Origin of the sequence: Chitinophaga varians (assembly GCF_012641275.1) — a bacterium.
In the GTDB taxonomy this organism is placed as follows: Bacteria; Bacteroidota; Bacteroidia; order Chitinophagales; family Chitinophagaceae; genus Chitinophaga; species Chitinophaga varians_A.
The window spans coordinates 275,995-294,504 of the sequence record NZ_JABAIA010000002.1 but is presented as its reverse complement, the minus strand read 5'-3'; the positions used below and the strand labels follow the sequence as shown (position 1 = coordinate 294,504).

The following is an 18,510-nucleotide window of genomic DNA, read 5'->3' as shown; positions in this document are numbered from 1 at the left end:
TTTGTCTATTAGTTTAATAGTTTTAATTTATATCTCTTTGGTATGAAACGCTTACTGTGCATTTTTACCATCCACTACAATCGTAACGTGGTTACTTCTCTTGCGGATACGGTAACCTCTACCTTGTGGAGCAGGGCGCATCCTTTTCAGGGTGCGGCCACCGTCAACGAAGATGGTTTTAACGATCAGGTTGGCATCTTCTACCCGAGCACCTTCATTCTTCACTTTCCAGTTTGCGATAGCGGATACCAGCAGTTTTTCCAACGGAACGCTGGGGTGCTTTGGATGGAACTTCAAAATATTCAAAGCCTTTTCCACATCCAGACCACGGATTAAGTCTGCCAGCAAACGCATTTTGCGGGTAGATGTGGGATTATTATTCAGCTTAGCTACTGCTTCCATTGTTATTAATTTCTTTTATTATTTAATGTCTGATGTCTGGAGTTTGAGATTGGGCTTGAGCCTTCTCAAACCTCAAACCTCAGACTATAATTTACATTTTCTTGTTAGCGTGTCCTCTGAAGTTACGTGTAGGTGCAAATTCGCCCAGTTTATGGCCTACCATAAATTCCGTTACATAAACCGGAATGAATTTATTGCCATTGTGAACAGCGAAAGTGTGACCAACGAAATCAGGCGTAATAGTAGAACGGCGGCTCCAGGTTTTGATAACTGTGCGCTTGGTGCCAGCGTTCATTTTTTCAACTTTAGTTTCTAATTTCTGGTCTACGTAAGGACCTTTTCTTATGGAACGAGCCATGTCTTCTTATTTATGATTTTTCAAATTTGGGTCCCGGGTTAGCAGGACCCGAATTCCGAAATATTATAATTTTTTACCGTTTTTCCTGCTGATGATCAGTTTATCAGAGCTCTTATGCGGTTTTCTGGTTTTCAGACCTTTCGCATATTTGCCTGTTCTGGATCTAGGATGGCCGCCGGAAGATTTACCTTCACCACCACCCATCGGGTGATCTACAGGGTTCATGGCCACACCACGGTTACGGGGACGGATACCTCTCCAACGGTTAGCACCTGCTTTACCGATAGACTGCAGGGCGTGGTCGGAGTTGGAAACGGTACCTACAGTTGCCATACAGGTGTTCAGCACTTTACGCAGTTCACCGGAAGGCATTTTCAGTACAGCGTATCTTTCTTCCTTGTTCGACAGCTGAGCGTAGGCGCCGGCGCTTCTTGCGATAGCACCGCCTTTACCAGGCTGCAGTTCGATATTGTGTACCACAGTACCCAGCGGCATGTTTTTCAGCGGCAGGGCGTTACCTACTTCAGGAGCAACATTTTCACCGCTGATAACGGTGCTGCCAACCTGGAGGCCTTGTGGAGCGATGATATAACGTTTTTCACCGTCTGCATAGCTGATCAGAGCGATGAATGCGCTACGGTTAGGATCGTATTCGATAGTTTTAACAGTAGCAGGGATATCGGTTTTTTCACGTTTAAAGTCTACCACACGGTAAGCTTTTTTGTGACCGCCACCGATGTAGCGCATAGACATCCTACCCTGAGCGTTTCTACCGCCGCTTCTTTTAGCGGGCTCGAGCAGGCTTTTTTCGGGGGTATCCGTAGTCAGCTCAGCGTAAGCGTTGCCTATTTTCCAGCGGGTACCGGCCGTCATTGGTTTGAACTTCTTCAGTGCCATTACTTCCTAAAAAGTTAAATGTTATTGATAAATATAAATCGTGATCTGTATATACATCCACATCCCGGCTGTTCAGGCCGGAACGGCACTACATGTTAGCATACAGATCTATAGTTTCACCAGATGCGAGGGTGATGATCGCCTTTTTGTAAGACGGTTTTTTACCTGCAATGAAACCGGCTTTAGTAAAGCGGAATTTAGCTTTACCCGGCATTACGGCAGTATTCACATCCTGTACGGTTACACCGTAGAATTCTTCCACTGCTTTTTTGATCTCCAGTTTGTTGGCTTTTTTGTCAACAATGAAGTAGTAGCGGTTGAATTTTTCGGTGGCTTTGTTCACCTTTTCGGTTACTACCGGTTTGATTAAAACGTCTGAAAGTTTCATCTTCTTTATAGCTTATAGCTTTTAAGCTGTGAGCTTTGTAGCTTTGTTATTGAATTGGTTTACAACACCTTATGCTTCTGCAGGCTCTTCAGTGAAGATTTTTGCAGCGCTTTCTGTGAACACGAGGTAGTTGCTGTTCATGATATCATAAGTATTGATATCGCTCAGCATTGCTCCGTCTACAGTAGGGATGTTTCTTAAAGACAGATAAACGCTATCGTTGTATTCCGGAGTGATGAACATAGTCTTCTTACCGTCTACATTGATGTTCAGGTTCTTTAAGATACCAACGAATTGTTTGGTTTTAGGAGCCTGCAGCGCCAGATCTTCAACGATGATGATGCTGTTTTCCTTAGCTTTTACTGACAGGGCGGAGATCTTGGCGAGATCTTTCACTTTTCTGTTCAGTTTGATGCCCCAACCATGAGGTTTGGGACCGAAGATGGTACCACCACCTTTATACAGCGGGTTACGGATGTTACCTTTACGGGCACCACCAGTACCTTTTTGTTTGTGCAGTTTGCGGGAAGCACCTTTTACTTCAGCTCTGGTTTTTACCTTGTGGGTACCCTGACGCTGAGCGGCGAGGTATTGTTTAACAGCCAGGTAGATCACGTGGTTGTTAGGTTCCACACCAAAGATCTCCTCAGGAAGTTCGATGGATCTTCCGGTTTTCTTACCTTCTATATTTAAAATATCGAGTTGCATGTTACTTCTGGATTAAAACGATTGAACCATTGTGGCCGGGAACGGAACCACTTACCAGGATATAATTCTTTTCAGGGAATATTTTCAGGATCTTCAGACCTTTCACTTTCACTCTTTCGTTACCTGTCTGGCCGGCCATACGCATGCCCTTGAAAACGCGGGAAGGATAGGAGGAACCGCCTACAGAACCAGGAGCCCTGCTTCTGTCGTGCTGGCCGTGGGTGGCTTCACCCACACCGCTAAAACCGTGGCGTTTAACAACACCCTGGAAGCCTTTACCTTTGGAAGTGCCTACAACGTCAACAGATTCACCTTCAGCGAAGATTTCGCAGGTGATAGATTCACCAAGGGCTTTCTGTACGTCCGGATTGCGGAATTCTTTAACAAAACGTTTGGGAGAGGTGCTTGCTTTCGCGAAGTGATTGAGCTCAGCTTTTGTAGTGTGTTTTTCTTTCTTCTCACCGAAAGAAACCTGAATTGCATTGTAACCATCTGATTCCAGGCTTTTTACCTGTGTTACAACGTTGGGACCTGCTTCGATAATGGTGCAAGCAGTTTGCTTACCATTGGACTCGAAGATACTGGTCATACCAATCTTTTTACCAATAATACCTTTCATTTTATATATGATTTTACCCAGCGCCTGGGGGATTTCCAGCTATCCCCAGGATGGGCGGTTAAATACATTTATTGGGCGGCCGCCCAGAAGGCGCGACCTATGTGTTATTTGTTAAAATTGTTATTGGCTGATAATCAACCAATAACCATAAAATCAGTAAAAGGCGGGCCTTTTGCCCAGCCTTGCTGTTGTCCTTATGCTTTAATTTCAACTTCTACCCCAGAAGGTAAATCCAGCTTACTCAGCGCATCTACAGTCCTGGAAGAGGAGGTATAGATGTCCAGTAAACGTTTGTGAGTACACAACTGGAACTGCTCGCGCGCTTTCTTATTTACGTGCGGAGAACGCAGTACCGTAAAAATTTTCTTCTCTGTAGGTAAAGGAATTGGACCTGTTACCACGGCGCCCGTGTTACGCACGGTTTTAACGATCTTCTCAGCAGACTTGTCTACCAGGTTATGATCGTAGGACTTCAGCTTGATTCTTATTCTCTGAGACATATGCAATGAACTTCTTCGTGTTTTTTCCCTTTACAATTTGGGAGGGCAAAGGTAACCCGGTTTTTTTGAATTGGCAAATAAATCTCAGGAAAAAAATAAAAAGATACCCGGCAGAAGTTTGCCATGGTCACGGGAAAGAGGGCGATGGGGTACGGACTTTATGCAATTAAGCCTCCGAAAACATTCATTTTGTGCGTATTAAGTCTTACGCTTAGTTGACATGCTGATTTTGACAAATATAGGAAAACAAAAATCAAAACAAAAAATTTTTCAGCTGCCACAGGAGAAAAATGTATTCATCCCCCTCCCCTGCTCCCTGTACGCCGAAACGGGCTCTGACGGCAGATATGCCCGGCCGGCGGCCCTGCTAAAAAAAGCAGCCCTCCCCTTCTTCCCTGCCTGGAAGCCGGCCCGGTAGCCGGAGTAGCCTGTTTAAACGGGCCAGTTACATCTCTGGTCCGTCCTGGGCTATCCGGTCAACTTACGACCGCTACCCAGCCCGTCGGGGGACTTACACGCCTGCGGGTTATCAACTATCGGAGGGAACGACGCCGGGACAAACAACAGCTGGTGAGCATGTTGCAATAAAAACCTTCGCCTGCCGGCGGAGGCAGCCATCCGGTAAAAATTCATCGTGCAGGGGTATATACGGCCATCTGTTGCGAAAGCTGCCTGACTCGGCCGGGCCTGTCAGACAGATGACTGGAAGAGGATTATTCAGACTGTATTTGTAACCAGGAAAAGCCGCTTGACAGACTGCCGGTCAAAACAGCCCTATAAGGGAAGGACACCATACCATTAATAAAGCACCTGCACTATACGATCATAATACCGGCAGACGGGCACTACACAAAAGACAACCGCTCCATTTTGTGCATGTGCATCAAAATGAAGCGGTCCTGAATTAGTTAAAGCAGATACGATGCATCCGGTGCCTCTTACAGAGGTAAACCGCCACCGATACCGCCGAGTAATGATTTTACTAATCCTAAGATCAGTGCGAGCAATTGGTTCAGCAAATCCATAGTTTTAGGTTTTCATTGTTATGCCTACTCTATTGACTGGTTTTCGGCAATCCCAGTGATAATGTTAACATCCGGTGCCGAATTTAAAAGAGGTTCTGCAATTAGCATGAGCCCATTTTGTTCATTTCCTTCACCTTCGATCATTTTGTTCAATCCTTTACGCTGGCGACATAGCAGATTATTTCCACTCTTTTTCCCGGAGATGGAAAGCGCCTCAGAGAAAGCCGGAAGCGACGTTATTGTCTATTCAAAGAGTGTCTATAGTGAGCGCAGAAAAGCTTCTCCAGCCGTTCCCGGATACTGGTCACATTGTGTAACTCCTCTATGATATTTGAAAGACGAGATGCCTGGAATAAAAAAACTCCGGGAACAAGTCCCGGAGCTAAATGCGTTGCAAGGGAATTCGAACTAAGGATAGGACCGTTCCCTTACGGAGGCCGTTAATTAAAGGCCACCCAGCAGAGATTGCAGCAGAGCAACGATGGTTGCGAGCAGTTGACTCAGAATGTTCATAAAAAATGGATTTTCACCTGTTATGCCTACTCTTTTTTTGGTTTTCGGCGATCCCAATAAGTTACATACGTTTAAAAGGGAAATAGAACCAGAAACAGTACAGTTCTTCCCGTGGACGATCACAGATTACAGGCCGCCCAGCAGATTTTTCAGCAGCGCAACGATAGTAGCGAGCAATTGACTCAGTAAGTTCATAAGAATGGAATTACTCCTGTTTAGCCTACTCTTTTTTTGGTTTTCGGCAATCCCAATTGGCTTCATAGCAAGAACCAACATGTTAAAAATAAGGGCAATTCGCACAATAACATACATTCATTTTGTTCATTCCATTAGTCAAAACATGTTTGTTGTTCAATCCGCTGAACACGCTATTTACAAGGTTTTCAGGGGACACTAAACATCTTCCGAAATAATATCATATCTGCAAAAATCATTACCAAAAGCAGGAATCCTACTGATATAAGTTCCTCACCGGGCACAAAAAAACCGCGACTGAATCGCGGCTTTTTCGAAATACAAGTAAAAAATGTTTTCCATAATCACAGGATACAAGCGCAATAACAGTCCTGTATCTGTGGGGGATTACAGGGCACCGATAACCGTGTGCAGAAACTTCAGGAAAGCGTTGAGAATTGTGTTTAACATACGGAAACGATTAAGATTCTGAGCTTACTCTTTTTTTGGTTTTCAGCGATCCCAATGACCAGACCCAACCGGCCACACTGCAAAATAGTGCTTCCCTGCAATAATTTCCCGTTCAGTTAATCCATTGATAACACAGCCGTTCATTTTGTTCATTGCAATACCATCCTATAAAAAGAGCCATGACGTTGGTCATGGCCCTAAGGGTAACAAACGCGGCATGCTCTCTGACCGGGTGCCGCCCAGTGCGGGTTTCAGCTACGCAAAATAACCTGGCTACAGGGAAAGAGTACATCGAGGACCATCAGAAGAGGTTTTTTATATCAACTACACTTTTACATGGTTTCGGCAGTCTCATTTGATCATGCGTCTGGAGAGGGCTAACAAGCCGGTGAGGTTCAGGAGCAAAATAGTTTACGGGCCACTTAGTGGTGGCAATGATGGCAATCATCATCATGGTGACAACCACCGCCGTTGTTGTTGTTGCCGCCAAACAGCAGCTGGAGCAGAAATGCGAGTAATTGAGTGAGAAACATAAAATTTGATTTAAAGGGGTTAAATGCTTACTCTTTTATTGGTTTTCAGCAATCCCAAATGACCTACAGTAATCGGTCATGGTTACAAATGTAACCGCTTCTCTCAAAGACAACGATGACCCTGGTCACCTGTTATCCATTCATTGCTTTGGGTATTCATTACCTGCCTGCCAATAAAAAGCCATGACCTCGGTCATGGCTCTACGGGTAACAAACGCAGCATGCTCTCTGGCCGAATGCCGCCCAGTGCGGTTTTTCAGCAACGCAAAATAACCTGGTGACAGGGAAAGAGTACATCGATGACCATAGGAAAAAGGTTTTTAATCTCAGCTACGCTTTTACATGGCTTTCGGCATTCTCATTGTTCATGCGTCTGGGAGGGGCAGACAAGCCGGTGGGAATTCAAGAGCAAGAGTACTTCGTCAGATGCTTAGCCGTTGCAATGACGAGGATGGCAACGATCGTCGTCATCATCATCACGGCGGCAACCACCACCTGGTCTAGTGTCGCCGCAAAGCAGCCGACGGAGCCATTCAAGCAATTCACAAAGGAACATAACAAATGGTTTTAGGGTTAAAGCCTACTCTTTTATTGGTTTTCAGCAATCCCAAATGACCAGGGAACTGGTCATGATACAAATGTAACCGCTTCTCTTAAATCCAACCATGATGCCCGTCACTCATTTGCTACTATGACATTCATTTATTAAAATATAGCAGGAATCCTAATAAAAAGGCCCCGGCCGCCATGGATCATGACTACCGGGACCATTTTTTCACTTGCCAGTGGATTATTTTCCGCTTCTTTCTTCTCTGTAAATAGCTTTTGCTTTAGCAGACGGCAGGTAGATCTGGAAACCTACGCCCAGGCTAAGACGGTTAGCCGTAGTGGAATTACCGCCACCTACAGTCAGATCATATTTTACCAAACCTTCCAGCCCTACATTGGGAGTAATAAAATAGGAAATGCCAGGTCCGATACCAACGTTAAAGCCGTTTGTAGAAGCGCCGCTGGCCGGATTTTGTCCGGCAAAACCGGCATTGGCTTCTGCAAAGAACCGTACTCTCTTGGAAAACTCCAGTTTCCGGACATTTTTATCCTCTACAAAATAACGGGCGAAGGCTCCTACCCCATAGTTTGTATTCGAAGCCCTGGTATCTGTAACTTTATTCTTGGTGGTATTGGCGCCAAATTCAACATAACCGCCAATTGCCAAACCATCTTTAATAAACCAACCGATTTTGGGAGACAGATTAAAACTGAAGGCAGTGCTTTCCTTCTGAAAAGTGACGCTCATATTTGTGAGATTGGCACCCACCATAATGTTTCCTTTCTGGATCTGTGCTTTTACGGTTGATCCCATCAGTACGCTCACTGCAACAAGGGTTAGGAGACGAATTTTTTTCATAGTGTGCATTTTAGTTTTAACATTTAACATGCTGAATGAATAAATATGCCGATCGCGCAAAACAGCAAATCAGAGTTTGAGGTTTGCAGCTATAGCAGGTTGCTATTGAATAATGAACTGAAAAAAATTAGCGGCAGGGGGATAATGGGTAGCTTTTACAATGCTTCAAACAATCACAAACAATCAACAAACACATGCTCGAATAATATCTGAACTTGAAAACAAAAGTACTGAAAATGAAGCATATAAGTTATCCTTTTGTTAAAAAAAATATAATTTTTTTTCTTGTTGTACTGTTTGCTAAGCTTTCTTTTCCGGTTACGCTTACGGCTTATAACAATTATAATCGAATGTTGTTGTATAAAAATCTTTTCCCACCTGTGCTTTTTTTTCCATGTTTTCCGGGCGATTTTTCCGGAGAGAATAGTTTGGAAACCTGACAGGACGGAATGCAAACAGCACTCCTTCTCCGTGCATTTGGGCACAGCATGTTAACAGAAGACGACATAAATAGTTATACGGGCCGGCAGCAGCACCGGGCAAACAGGCATCTTACAACAACAGATCACAGCATGTCGATATGTGCACAGAAGCGGCCTTGTTGCTGCAAAAAACGCAGGAAACCTTCCATTTTCTGTTCCATTCTGGAACCGGAAACGCGGCTGATATACGAAGGCAGGGCATAACCCCGGATATCTACCAGTTCCCATGGGTGGAAATAAAAAGAGAGGTAATTGTCTTTCCGGAGGATTGTTTTACTGAAGTGGCGGGTAACCCATAGCGGAGCATTTTTCACGCTCAGCCAAAAAACGGGATACCGGATGAGGGGGGAAACAGAGGAAGGGATGATCCACATGTTATGATCACCCCGGAACATGGTACGAGGCAGGTGGCGGTTGTTGTAGCGGCCAGGCAGCCAGGTAGGGTTCAGGGAAGCATCGTAGAGATATCCGGCGTCTTTAAGAGCCTGCATGTTCACCTTACGGAGGCGGGGCATACGGAAACCGCGTACCTGTTGGCCGCTGATTTCCTGCAGGGCCAGTCTGGAGCCTTCCAGGTCTGCGTCGGAAAAAGAGCTGTGATAGTATGCGTGGGAGGCTATTTCGTGTTTGGCGGCCACCTGTCTGATCAGTTCAGGATAATGTTGCGCCCAGTAGGCAGTGATAAAAAAAGTAGCGCGCACATTGTATTGATCAAAGAGGTCGAGGGTAGTTTGCAGGCCTTTTCTGGAAATTTCCAGTTTTTCCTGCAGGGGTACCTGTCGGCCAAATTCTTCGGGGATATCAAATTCTTCCACGTCAACACTAATCAGTATCCTTTTCTCCTGGTCCATAATTATTTAGCGGCGTTAGCACTGGTAATAATCCGGCAATAGTTCCGTAGTTCTTTCAGCAGCAGTTTAATTTTAAATGCACTGAAGCTGATACCGGGGCGGCAATATACATCTACTGCTCCGATTTTGAGGCGTGGATTTTTACCGGCTTTGTACAGGAACTCGCTGTCGTACAGGAAACCGTCGATGGTAGTATTGAGCAGCACTGATCTGCCGTGGGCATTGAAGCCTTTCAGGCCGGCCTGGGCGTCGTTTACTTTCAGGCGGAGCACTACCTTATTGAGCAGGCGGCTGATGCGGGTAATAACTCTTCTTTTGCGGGGCAATTCTTTCAGGTAAGCCGCTCCCCTTTCGCCGGCCACTACATCGAGGCCTTGCTGAAGCTGGTCGTAGGCTTTTTTGACCGCGTCCACTCCAAACGGAAAGTCGAGGTCGGTATATACCTGGTAGGCATGGCGGGAATTTTTCACGCCTTCGCGTACGGCATGGCCTTTACCACGGTTTTGTTTATTGTTGACGATGATAATGCCGGGGATGGCAGCTTCGAGCCAGGACATATGCTGGCTGGTGAAGTTGCGGAGCGAACCATCGTTTACGAGAATGAGCTGCACGGGCACATCGCCCATGAGGCGAAGTACGTCATGATAGTGCCTGATGAGCGATTCTACCCAAGGGCCCGACGGGTTCCAGCAGGGCAGAATCACATCCAGGCCAGGAGCCAGTACTATCTGTTCTCCTGTTTCGTATATAACAGTTGCAGGAGGTGCTTGTGTTAATTCTAAGTACATATTGGTCAGTCGGCTATCAGTAAAAAGATACAGGCTCAGTTAGATATGCATTTTCATATAGTATAACGGTAAAACGTTGACCACCCCCTATTGCCCCTATAAGAAATCATAAAAAAAGGTCCTGAAGAGCAGGACCCTGGCATTTTGGCAAAAAGTACGTTCAGTTGTAGGTTATGTTTATCGAATTTATCGAAAAACTATCAGGTGGCAATAGCATGTTCATGTAAGCGAAAAAGGTTGTCCCGCTTTCGCAGGACAACCTTTTTCTATGGAAAAATATGTAATTAGGCGTTTACTTTACCCTTTACTTTCGCTACCACTTCTTCAGCCACGTTGTTCGGAGCCGGAGCGTAGTGGGAGAATTCCATGATGGAGCTGGCACGGCCGGAAGACAGTGAACGCAGTTGCGTTACGTAACCGAACATTTCGCTCAATGGAACTTTAGCTTTGATCACCTGTACGCCATTTTTGGAGTCCATACCTTCCAGCATACCACGGCGGCGGTTCAGGTCACCTGTAACGTCACCCATGTACTGGTCAGGAGTTTGCACTTCCACTTTCATGATAGGCTCCAGCAATACTGGTTTAGCTTTGCGGGCAGCTTCACGGAAGGCTTGTTTGGCGCAGAGCTCGAAGGACATTGCGTCGGAGTCCACTGCGTGGAAGGAACCGTCAAACAGTCTTACTTTCAGGTTTACCAGCGGGAAGTTGGCCAGTACACCCTGGTTCATAGATTGTTCGAAACCTTTCTGAACGGCAGGGATGAACTCTTTCGGAATAGCACCACCGAAGATATCGTTGATGAACTGGAAGGATTTTCCGTCGTTTTCTTTCAGCCATTCTGCATCAGCAGGAGAAATTTCGATCTGGATATCAGCGAATTTACCACGACCACCGGTTTGTTTCTTAAATACTTCGCGGTGTTCAACTTTAGTAGTCAGCGCTTCTTTGTAAGCCACCTGAGGAGCACCCTGGTTAACTTCCACCTTGAATTCGCGACGCATACGGTCAACGATGATTTCCAGGTGAAGCTCACCCATACCGCTCAATACGGTTTGGCCGGTTTCTTCGTCAGTTTTAGCTTTCAGGGTAGGATCTTCCTCTACCAGTTTAGCGAGCGCCATACCCATTTTATCAACGTCTGCCTGAGTTTTAGGCTCGATGGCGATGCTGATAACCGGTTCCGGGAAGGTCATAGATTCCAGGATGATCGGGTTGTTCTCGTCGCAGAGGGTGTCACCGGTTTTGATATCTTTAAAACCAACAGCAGCACCGATATCACCAGCTTCGATGAAATCGATTGGGTTCTGCTTGTTAGCGTGCATCTGCATGATACGGCTGATACGCTCGTTTTTGCCGGTACGGGTGTTCAGGATGTAGGAACCTGCATCCAGGTGACCGGAGTAAGCCCGGAAGAACGCCAGACGACCAACGAAAGGATCGGTCATGATTTTGAACGCCAGGGCTGCGAATGGTTCTTTAGCGTCTGGTTTACGGTCAATTTCTTCACCGGTATCAGGGTGGGTACCTTTTACTGCTTCGATGTCCATTGGAGAAGGCAGGTAACGGCAAACCGCATCCAGCATTTTCTGAACACCTTTGTTTTTGAAGGAGGAACCGCACATCATCGGGATGATAGCGATGTCGATAGTAGCTTTACGGATCGCTTCGTGGATTTCCGCTTCGGAGATAGAGTTAGGATCTTCGAAGAATTTCTCCATCAGGGTATCATCGTATTCAGCAACGGCTTCTACCAGTTTAGCTCTCCATTCGTTCGCTTCTTCCTTCATGTCTTCCGGAATTTCGATTTCCTGGTAGGTAGCACCTTTACCTTCTTCGTCCCAGATGATACCTTTCATGGTGATCAGGTCAACCACGCCTTTGAAAGTATCTTCCGCGCCGATAGGCAGGGTCAGGGGAACGGGGTTAGCACCCAGCATTTCTTTCACCTGTTTTACCACGTTCAGGAAGTCGGCACCGGAACGGTCCATTTTATTAACGAAACCGATACGGGGTACGCGGTAGCGGTTAGCCTGGCGCCAAACGGTTTCAGACTGAGGTTCAACGCCGGATACAGCGCAGAACAGTGCCACCAGACCGTCCAGTACGCGCAGGGAGCGCTCTACTTCCACGGTGAAGTCCACGTGGCCCGGAGTATCGATGATGTTGAATTTATATTGCTTAGTGTCCGGGAGAGCTTTACCCTGTAAAGTTGGGAAATTCCAAAAACAAGTGGTAGCAGCAGATGTGATGGTAATACCTCTTTCCTGCTCCTGTGCCATCCAGTCCATGGTAGCAGCACCCTCGTGCACCTCACCAATCTTGTGGGATTTACCTGTATAATACAGGATACGCTCTGTGGTAGTGGTTTTACCCGCATCAATGTGCGCCGCAATACCAAAGTTCCTTTGAAATCTTAAGTCTGCCATAATATTAAAATGACTAAATAATGCAATTTGGGGGGCAAAGGTAATTTATTTTTAGCAATAAATAAAACGCACCACATTGTGCAATTGTTATTTCTTTTTTAACAAGCACGGGCATTCTAACGCATTAATTCAAATCATAATAAGTATCTGTTGACCGAACCAGTTTTTAAGTGTAATCCACCATTTTTTTTAAAAATCCGGCCAGGAACAAAATCTATATTTTTCCTGAACAATAAATCGTCCACATTTGTAACATGATTTAATAAATTTGTCCCCGAAAATGTCCTGTTTTATTCCTGTGTCTTTGTTAGCGACCGAATACTGAGCATCAACCATATAAATCAACGGTGGTATACAGAACGGCCTTATTGCGAATTATTATCAACTAAAATCCAAAAACATAACTGTCATGAAGAGAAATATACTTTCTTCCTGAGCTGTCGGCTGTTGATAACAGCCGGGCCATATCATACATACATTTTCTAACCCCCAGATTTCATTATGACATCTTACAGCTCCAAGTGCATCCCTGCACTAGTGGTACTGGCATTGCTATGTACTACTGCAAGGGCACAACTGATCCTGAACAGACAGGTGACGGCCAGCAACGGAGGCAGCGGTGTGGTCAACGCCATCCGGCTGCAGTACACCATAGGCGAGTCTGTAGTAACGCCTGTGACAGACGGCCGGCTACTCCTTACCCAGGGCTTTCAGCAGCCGGAAGAACTTCCGGCATTGCCACCCGGCGCGAACCCGGTCAGAAACTACATCATCTTTCCTAATCCGGCCATTACCAATGCCAAGGTCCAGTTTGACCTGTTGAGAAACGCCACAGTGACCATCCAGGTACTGAACCCTGCCGGGCAAACCCTGTATCACCAGTTCCTGGAAATGGGCGCGGGCAAAACCACGGTACTGCTGCCGGTGAATCACTTTGCCGCCGGTATTTACACCGTGGTGCTGAAGGTGAACGCCAGTATTTACTTTGAAAAGCTGATTGTCCAGTAGCCTTCTTCGTTATTGCTCATCCTCATTTTAAAAATGTAATCATGAAATATGGTCGAATCATTTTACTGTTATGCGGTATGTTGGCCGTAAAACCGGCCGTACATGCTCAAAAAGCGGAGCAGAAAGCGCCCAATACCGGCGCCAGCTTCCTGCTGGTCAACCCCGATGCCCGTTCGAGCGGGGCCGGAGATGCCACCATCGGGCTTGAAGCCGACCCTAACGCACTGTTTTCCAACGCTGCTAAAATTGTTTTTGCCGGTGATTGGGGCGTGAGTGCCAATTATTCCCCCTGGATGTGGGAGTTAAATAACAACCAGTCCAACATGGCATATGTATCAGCCTATAAAAACATCAACACGGTGGAGGGAGTGGGTTTATCCATGAAATACTTCAATTACGGAGAAGTGACCTTCAGGGATGATAACGGCACAGCCCTGCAAACCTATTCCCCTAAAGAGTTTGCAATAGATGCGTCTTATGCCAGAAAGCTGGGGCAGCATATGTCGCTTGCCATCAGTCTGCGATATGTGCGCAGCCAGCTCGGCCAGGGCTCCTTCAACGGGCTGCAGCAAAAACCTGCATCCGCCGTGGCCGGAGACATTGGCTATTATTATCAGAACAGCAGCGACAACCTGGAATTTGGTAACCGTTATTCTTTCGGTGTGAGCTTTACCAATATCGGTACCAAGCTGCAATACACTGATGACAACACACGTAAAAGCTTTCTGCCGATGAACCTGCGCATCGGTGGCGGTTATACGTTTGTGCACACCTACGATCATGAATTTACTGTTGCAGTAGATATCAACAAGCTGCTGGTGCCCACTCCCCCTTTGTACGCCGTCAACAACGACGGTATTCCCACAGACCAGATCCTCAAAGGCAAAGACCCAAACCGGGGAGTGGTTAATGCGTTGTTTTCCTCCTTTGGCGATGCTCCAGGAGGTTTCAGTGAAGAACTACGTGAGTTTACCATCGCCAGCGGACTGGAATATGCCTACCGGCAGCTATTCTTTGTGCGGACCGGCTACTTCTATGAGCATCCTCAAAAAGGGCTGCGACAGCATTTCTCCGCCGGTTTTGGCGTCCGATACACCAATATAGGATTTGACCTGGCCTACCTGGTCCCTACCGGTACCAGTTTACGCGAACGGAGAACCTTAAAATTCTCGCTGGTATATAACATCGGGGGGCGCAAGGATGCGCAGCTCCAGTGAATTTGCTGACACATTTAAATCACCCATATGAAACTTTCCATTTTTCTGCTCCTGCTGCTGGCAGGCATCGCCATACAGGCAACTGCACAAAACAAAACCCGGGACGTCCTGTTTCCTTCCTTTCAAAAGGACTTTTCGAAATTTCAGTCGCCCGCTTCCGATAAAAACGTCAAAGAAAGCCAGTTTCGTGGCCGTTCCACCAAAGAGCTGATTTTTAATGATTATAAACCGGCAATGCCCCGTGGCAGCGCCAGGATGGCGGCCCCTGCTGCCGCCAAAAAAGCAGCCATCCCTTCAGATATTAACAGCGAGACTGCCGCCGCTGCCCATCAGTCATCCGCTCCGCCTGCCGCTCCGTTCAAAATACCCGACCAGGGTGGAGAACCAAAGAACAATGGCAGCACACCCCTGAAAAACAAACCTTAACACCTCCTATTTAAATCAGCCGACATGAAAAAAAGATACTTGCTTTCTTTCTTTTGTAGTATACTGTTTATAACACAATTGTCATACGCACAAAACGGGTTAAAAACGATCAACTACCAGGCGGTAGCCCGAAACAGCAATGGTACTGCGCTTGCCAATGAGAGCATTAAAGTGCGGATCTCAATTCTGGGAGGTTCCGCCGACGGACCGGTACAATACCAGGAAACGCACGATGCCATTACCAACCAGCTGGGATTGTTCAACCTGCAGATTGGCGCCGGCGTTCCGGTGAGTGGCACATTCTCCGCCGTACCATGGGCTAACGCCAATCAATATATCAAAGTGGAAGCCGCCACCGGCGGCGGCAGTTTTCAGGTATTGGGCGCGTCACCGCTGGCCAGCGTGCCTTTTGCACTGTATGCTGCCAATGGCAATCCCGGCCCAGTTGGCCCGGCAGGACCAGCAGGACCGGCGGGACCACAGGGGATTCAGGGACCGGCAGGACCGATGGGACTTCCGGGTGCTGCAGGACCGGTTGGCCCGGTGGGACCGGTGGGCCCGGTGGGACCAGTAGGACCAGCAGGCGTAGTAGGACCTGCGGGGCTAGTTGGACCGGCTGGGCCAGTGGGGCCGGTAGGACCAGCGGGACCACAGGGTGATATCAATGGTGTATCCGCGGGTGGTGATCTGAGTGGCACCTACCCCAATCCGGTAGTAGCGAAGCTTCAGGGAATACCGGTAAGCAATACAGCGCCGCTGGCAGGGCAGCTTTTAAAATTTGATGGCGCCCAGTGGATAGCAGGAGCCGGCGGTGGCGGACTAACGCTTCCCTATGCAGCGACGGAAAACAACGCCGCTACGCTTTTCAGTATCACCAATAACGGTGACGGCACCTCGCTGGAAGGTGTTAATAACACCACCACGTCCAATATTGCATCTATCAGGGGAATTGTGTCTTCTGTCAGTCCCGGTGGTTTTTCCTCCGCCGTGAGAGGAATCAATAACGGTACCGGCGGTTTAGGTATTGGCTTGTATGGCTCGCAGGCCGGCTCCGGCTGGGGTGTTTACGGCGTCACGCCCAACGGACTGGGCGTATATGGTAACGCTTCTGCCAGTGGCACCGGCGTTTATGCCAATAGTACTAGCGGCACCGGACTGACAGCCACCAGTGTTAATGGCATCCCTGCCAGCATTAGTATTTACAATAATGCGAATAACAATACAGCGCTGAGTGTCAACTCCGTAGGTAATGGCACGGTGGTAAATGTAACGACCACCGGTAATGGCGAAGGTGTACGTTCCAGTACCAGTGCCGGTTTTGGTGTACATGGTATTACTACGGCCCAGACTTCTGCCGGGGTCGTGGGCGATAACAACGGTGGTGGCGAAGCAGTAGTTGGCCGCACTACCAGCGATATTGCCGGCGCTGTGGTGGGCCGCAATGATGGTGGTGGCTATGGCGTGAGAGGTTTTATTGCCACCAGTACCGCAGGTACCGCCATTGGCGTATTGGGGCAGGTAGGCCTCAATAACAGCACAGGGCGGGCCGGAAGGTTTGAGAACCTCAACAATACCAACACTACCGGTAATACGCTGGAAGTAGAAACCAATGGTAATGGTAACATCCCCGACAACACGCAAGGCAATGCAGCTTCTTTTCTCGTCAACAATACCAATAGTGTGGCTGCGGCCGTGCGTGGCGAGGTAAAAACCATATTTGGCAACTTTGGTGCTGCCGGTGTTTTCGGGGTTTCCTCCGGTACCGGCGGTTTTGCAGGGCTTTTCCATGCCTCCAATACATCCGGTAATGGTCCGGCACTAGTATCCATTAACGACGGAAATGGTAATGCCATTACAGCCAATGCCAGCAAGAATGGTAACGCCGTAGAAGCCAATATCGACGGGGCCGGCAACGCCTTGTATGCCTGGGTACCTTCTTTTGCTACCGGCAGGGCCGGAAAATTCGATATTTTCAATGGAAGCAATACCAGCGATGTTATTACAGTCACCACCGTAGGAGACGGTATTGCCGGTAATTTCAAGGTAGACAGGACCACAGGTACTTCTCCTGCGGTCAAGGGAGAAGTGAACTCCATGTTTGCCAACTTTGGTACCGCCGGGGTTTTCGGATTATCTTCCGGTACCGGGGGCTATGGCGGCTTGTTTTATTCTTCCAACCCTGCCGGCAACGGGCCTGCATTGCTGGCGCTCACAGAAGGCAACGGCAACGGTTTTACCGCTAATGCCGGCGGTAATGGAAACGGGGTAGAGAGTTCCTGTGACGGCAATGGCAATGCAGTTTACGGGTGGATACCCAATTTTGGCACCGGCAAAGCTGCCCGGTTCGCCAATTTCAACAGTGCCAATGGTCAACCCACTGTGCAGATTACCGACGCAGGAACCGGTAGTGCATTGCTGATCAACCACACCGGCGCCAGCGGTAACCTGGGTGTTTTTCAGAGTGGCGGCGCTAATATGGCGCGTATCAATAAAGCCGGTGTGGGCTTCTTTAACGGAGGTACTCAGAACAGCGGCGCTGACGTAGCCGAGGCCTTCGACGTGACCGGCAATGTACAGCAATATGAACCTGGGGATGTGATGGTGATTGCAACGGATGCTGACCGGACCATTGAAAAGTCAACAGAAGCCTACTCTTCCCTTGTGGTGGGCGTATATGCCACCAAGCCCGGCGTATTGCTGACAGAGGAAAATATTGAGACCGATATTTCAGATAAGGTACCTTTGGGCGTGGTAGGTGTGATACCGACCAAAGTTTGCAATGAAAACGGGGCTATCCGCCGTGGCGATCTGCTGGTGACAGCCAGCAGGTCAGGATACGCCATGAAAGCAGATCTTAACAAGTTAAAACCGGGTCAGGCGATAGGCAAAGCCTTACAGGAATTTGACGGAATAGAGGGCAAGATCAAAGTACTTGTAAATGTGAGATAACACCAGGAGCATACAATGCATTAGGGCCGCCGACAGGAAACCGGTGGCCTTTTTCTTTGTATTTGTTCAGATTCCCCCTCACTAACACGAAGGTTGGAATATATTAATCTAAATTAAAATAGTTATTAGAGATCCTAACCAATTTTATAGCGAATTCTACCGTTTTTCAGCAAAAACCTGCCACTTGAAAACTAGGCATTTGTTCAGACCGATAATTCGTTGATATTCGTGCTATTATCGAGTGCTTATAGCATAATCCCCCAAGTTCCGCTTCACACATTTATTGTCATGTAGAATAATCTGATTTCCCCCGGAAACTAATTGGCTTATTTATACCTGCTTATCAAAATTTTACCATGTCTAT

General features: G+C 47.4%; 16 protein-coding genes. 5 read left to right on the top strand and 11 right to left on the bottom strand.

Features of this window, described 5'->3' with window-relative positions:
• Positions 1-51 precede the first annotated feature (51 nt).
• The 7 genes from rplV to rpsJ form a co-directional block, all read right to left on the bottom strand.
• Positions 52-402, bottom strand: coding sequence for a 50S ribosomal protein L22 (rplV, locus tag HGH92_RS15740; protein WP_078666979.1), 351 nt, complete (start codon positions 400-402; stop codon positions 52-54).
• 91 nt (positions 403-493) lie between these two features.
• Positions 494-760 (bottom strand): 30S ribosomal protein S19, encoded by a 267-nt coding sequence (gene rpsS, locus HGH92_RS15735; RefSeq protein WP_078666978.1) that lies wholly within the window; start codon positions 758-760, stop codon positions 494-496.
• Between the two features lie 63 nt (positions 761-823).
• Positions 824-1,657: a 50S ribosomal protein L2 gene (gene rplB, locus HGH92_RS15730; protein ID WP_168871750.1), complete on the bottom strand. Its 834-nt coding sequence runs from the start codon at positions 1,655-1,657 to the stop codon at positions 824-826.
• Positions 1,658-1,745: 88 nt separating this feature from the next.
• Positions 1,746-2,045 (bottom strand): 50S ribosomal protein L23, encoded by a 300-nt coding sequence (gene rplW, locus HGH92_RS15725; protein WP_168871749.1) that lies wholly within the window; start codon positions 2,043-2,045, stop codon positions 1,746-1,748.
• Positions 2,046-2,114: 69 nt separating this feature from the next.
• A complete protein-coding gene (gene rplD / locus HGH92_RS15720) occupies positions 2,115-2,753 on the bottom strand; it encodes a 50S ribosomal protein L4 (RefSeq protein ID WP_168871748.1) in 639 nt (212 codons plus the stop codon).
• Position 2,754: 1 nt separating this feature from the next.
• The gene (rplC, locus tag HGH92_RS15715; protein WP_168871747.1) at positions 2,755-3,372 is read right to left on the bottom strand and encodes a 50S ribosomal protein L3; all 618 of its coding nucleotides are present in this window, start codon (positions 3,370-3,372) and stop codon (positions 2,755-2,757) included.
• Positions 3,373-3,566: 194 nt separating this feature from the next.
• The gene (rpsJ, locus tag HGH92_RS15710) at positions 3,567-3,872 is read right to left on the bottom strand and encodes a 30S ribosomal protein S10 (RefSeq protein ID WP_012789286.1); all 306 of its coding nucleotides are present in this window, start codon (positions 3,870-3,872) and stop codon (positions 3,567-3,569) included.
• 2,993 nt (positions 3,873-6,865) lie between these two features.
• Here rpsJ and HGH92_RS15705 point away from each other — a divergent pair.
• Positions 6,866-7,159 carry a hypothetical protein gene (locus tag HGH92_RS15705; RefSeq protein WP_168871746.1) on the top strand — a complete coding sequence of 98 codons (294 nt, stop codon included), beginning with the start codon at positions 6,866-6,868 and terminating at the stop codon, positions 7,157-7,159.
• A gap of 219 nt (positions 7,160-7,378) precedes the next feature.
• Here the strand turns inward: HGH92_RS15705 and HGH92_RS15700 are convergent, their stop codons facing one another.
• The 4 genes from HGH92_RS15700 to fusA all read right to left on the bottom strand — a co-directional run bounded on the left by HGH92_RS15700 (position 7,379) and on the right by fusA (position 12,546).
• Positions 7,379-7,996, bottom strand: coding sequence for an outer membrane beta-barrel protein (locus tag HGH92_RS15700; protein ID WP_168871745.1), 618 nt, complete (start codon positions 7,994-7,996; stop codon positions 7,379-7,381).
• Between the two features lie 565 nt (positions 7,997-8,561).
• Complete coding sequence (locus HGH92_RS15695; protein ID WP_168871744.1) at positions 8,562-9,329, bottom strand: polysaccharide deacetylase family protein; 768 nt, start codon at positions 9,327-9,329, stop codon at positions 8,562-8,564.
• A gap of 2 nt (positions 9,330-9,331) precedes the next feature.
• The gene (locus tag HGH92_RS15690) at positions 9,332-10,117 is read right to left on the bottom strand and encodes a glycosyltransferase (protein ID WP_168871743.1); all 786 of its coding nucleotides are present in this window, start codon (positions 10,115-10,117) and stop codon (positions 9,332-9,334) included.
• Positions 10,118-10,401: 284 nt separating this feature from the next.
• Entirely contained in the window at positions 10,402-12,546 is a 2,145-nt protein-coding gene (fusA, locus tag HGH92_RS15685) for an elongation factor G (RefSeq protein ID WP_211092655.1), read from the bottom strand.
• A 501-nt stretch (positions 12,547-13,047) separates the two neighbouring features.
• On the opposite strand from fusA, the gene HGH92_RS15680 reads away from it, so the two are divergent.
• From HGH92_RS15680 to HGH92_RS15665, 4 genes are read left to right on the top strand one after another with little or no spacing between them, the layout of a single operon-like run.
• Positions 13,048-13,554: a T9SS type A sorting domain-containing protein gene (locus tag HGH92_RS15680; RefSeq protein ID WP_168871742.1), complete on the top strand. Its 507-nt coding sequence runs from the start codon at positions 13,048-13,050 to the stop codon at positions 13,552-13,554.
• Between the two features lie 41 nt (positions 13,555-13,595).
• Positions 13,596-14,771, top strand: a complete 1,176-nt coding sequence (gene porV / locus HGH92_RS15675) for a type IX secretion system outer membrane channel protein PorV (RefSeq protein WP_168871741.1) — start codon at positions 13,596-13,598, stop codon at positions 14,769-14,771.
• Positions 14,772-14,798: 27 nt separating this feature from the next.
• A complete protein-coding gene (locus HGH92_RS15670; protein ID WP_168871740.1) occupies positions 14,799-15,197 on the top strand; it encodes a hypothetical protein in 399 nt (132 codons plus the stop codon).
• A gap of 24 nt (positions 15,198-15,221) precedes the next feature.
• The gene (locus HGH92_RS15665; protein ID WP_168871739.1) at positions 15,222-18,146 is read left to right on the top strand and encodes a beta strand repeat-containing protein; all 2,925 of its coding nucleotides are present in this window, start codon (positions 15,222-15,224) and stop codon (positions 18,144-18,146) included.
• The last annotated feature ends 364 nt before the right edge of the window (positions 18,147-18,510 follow it).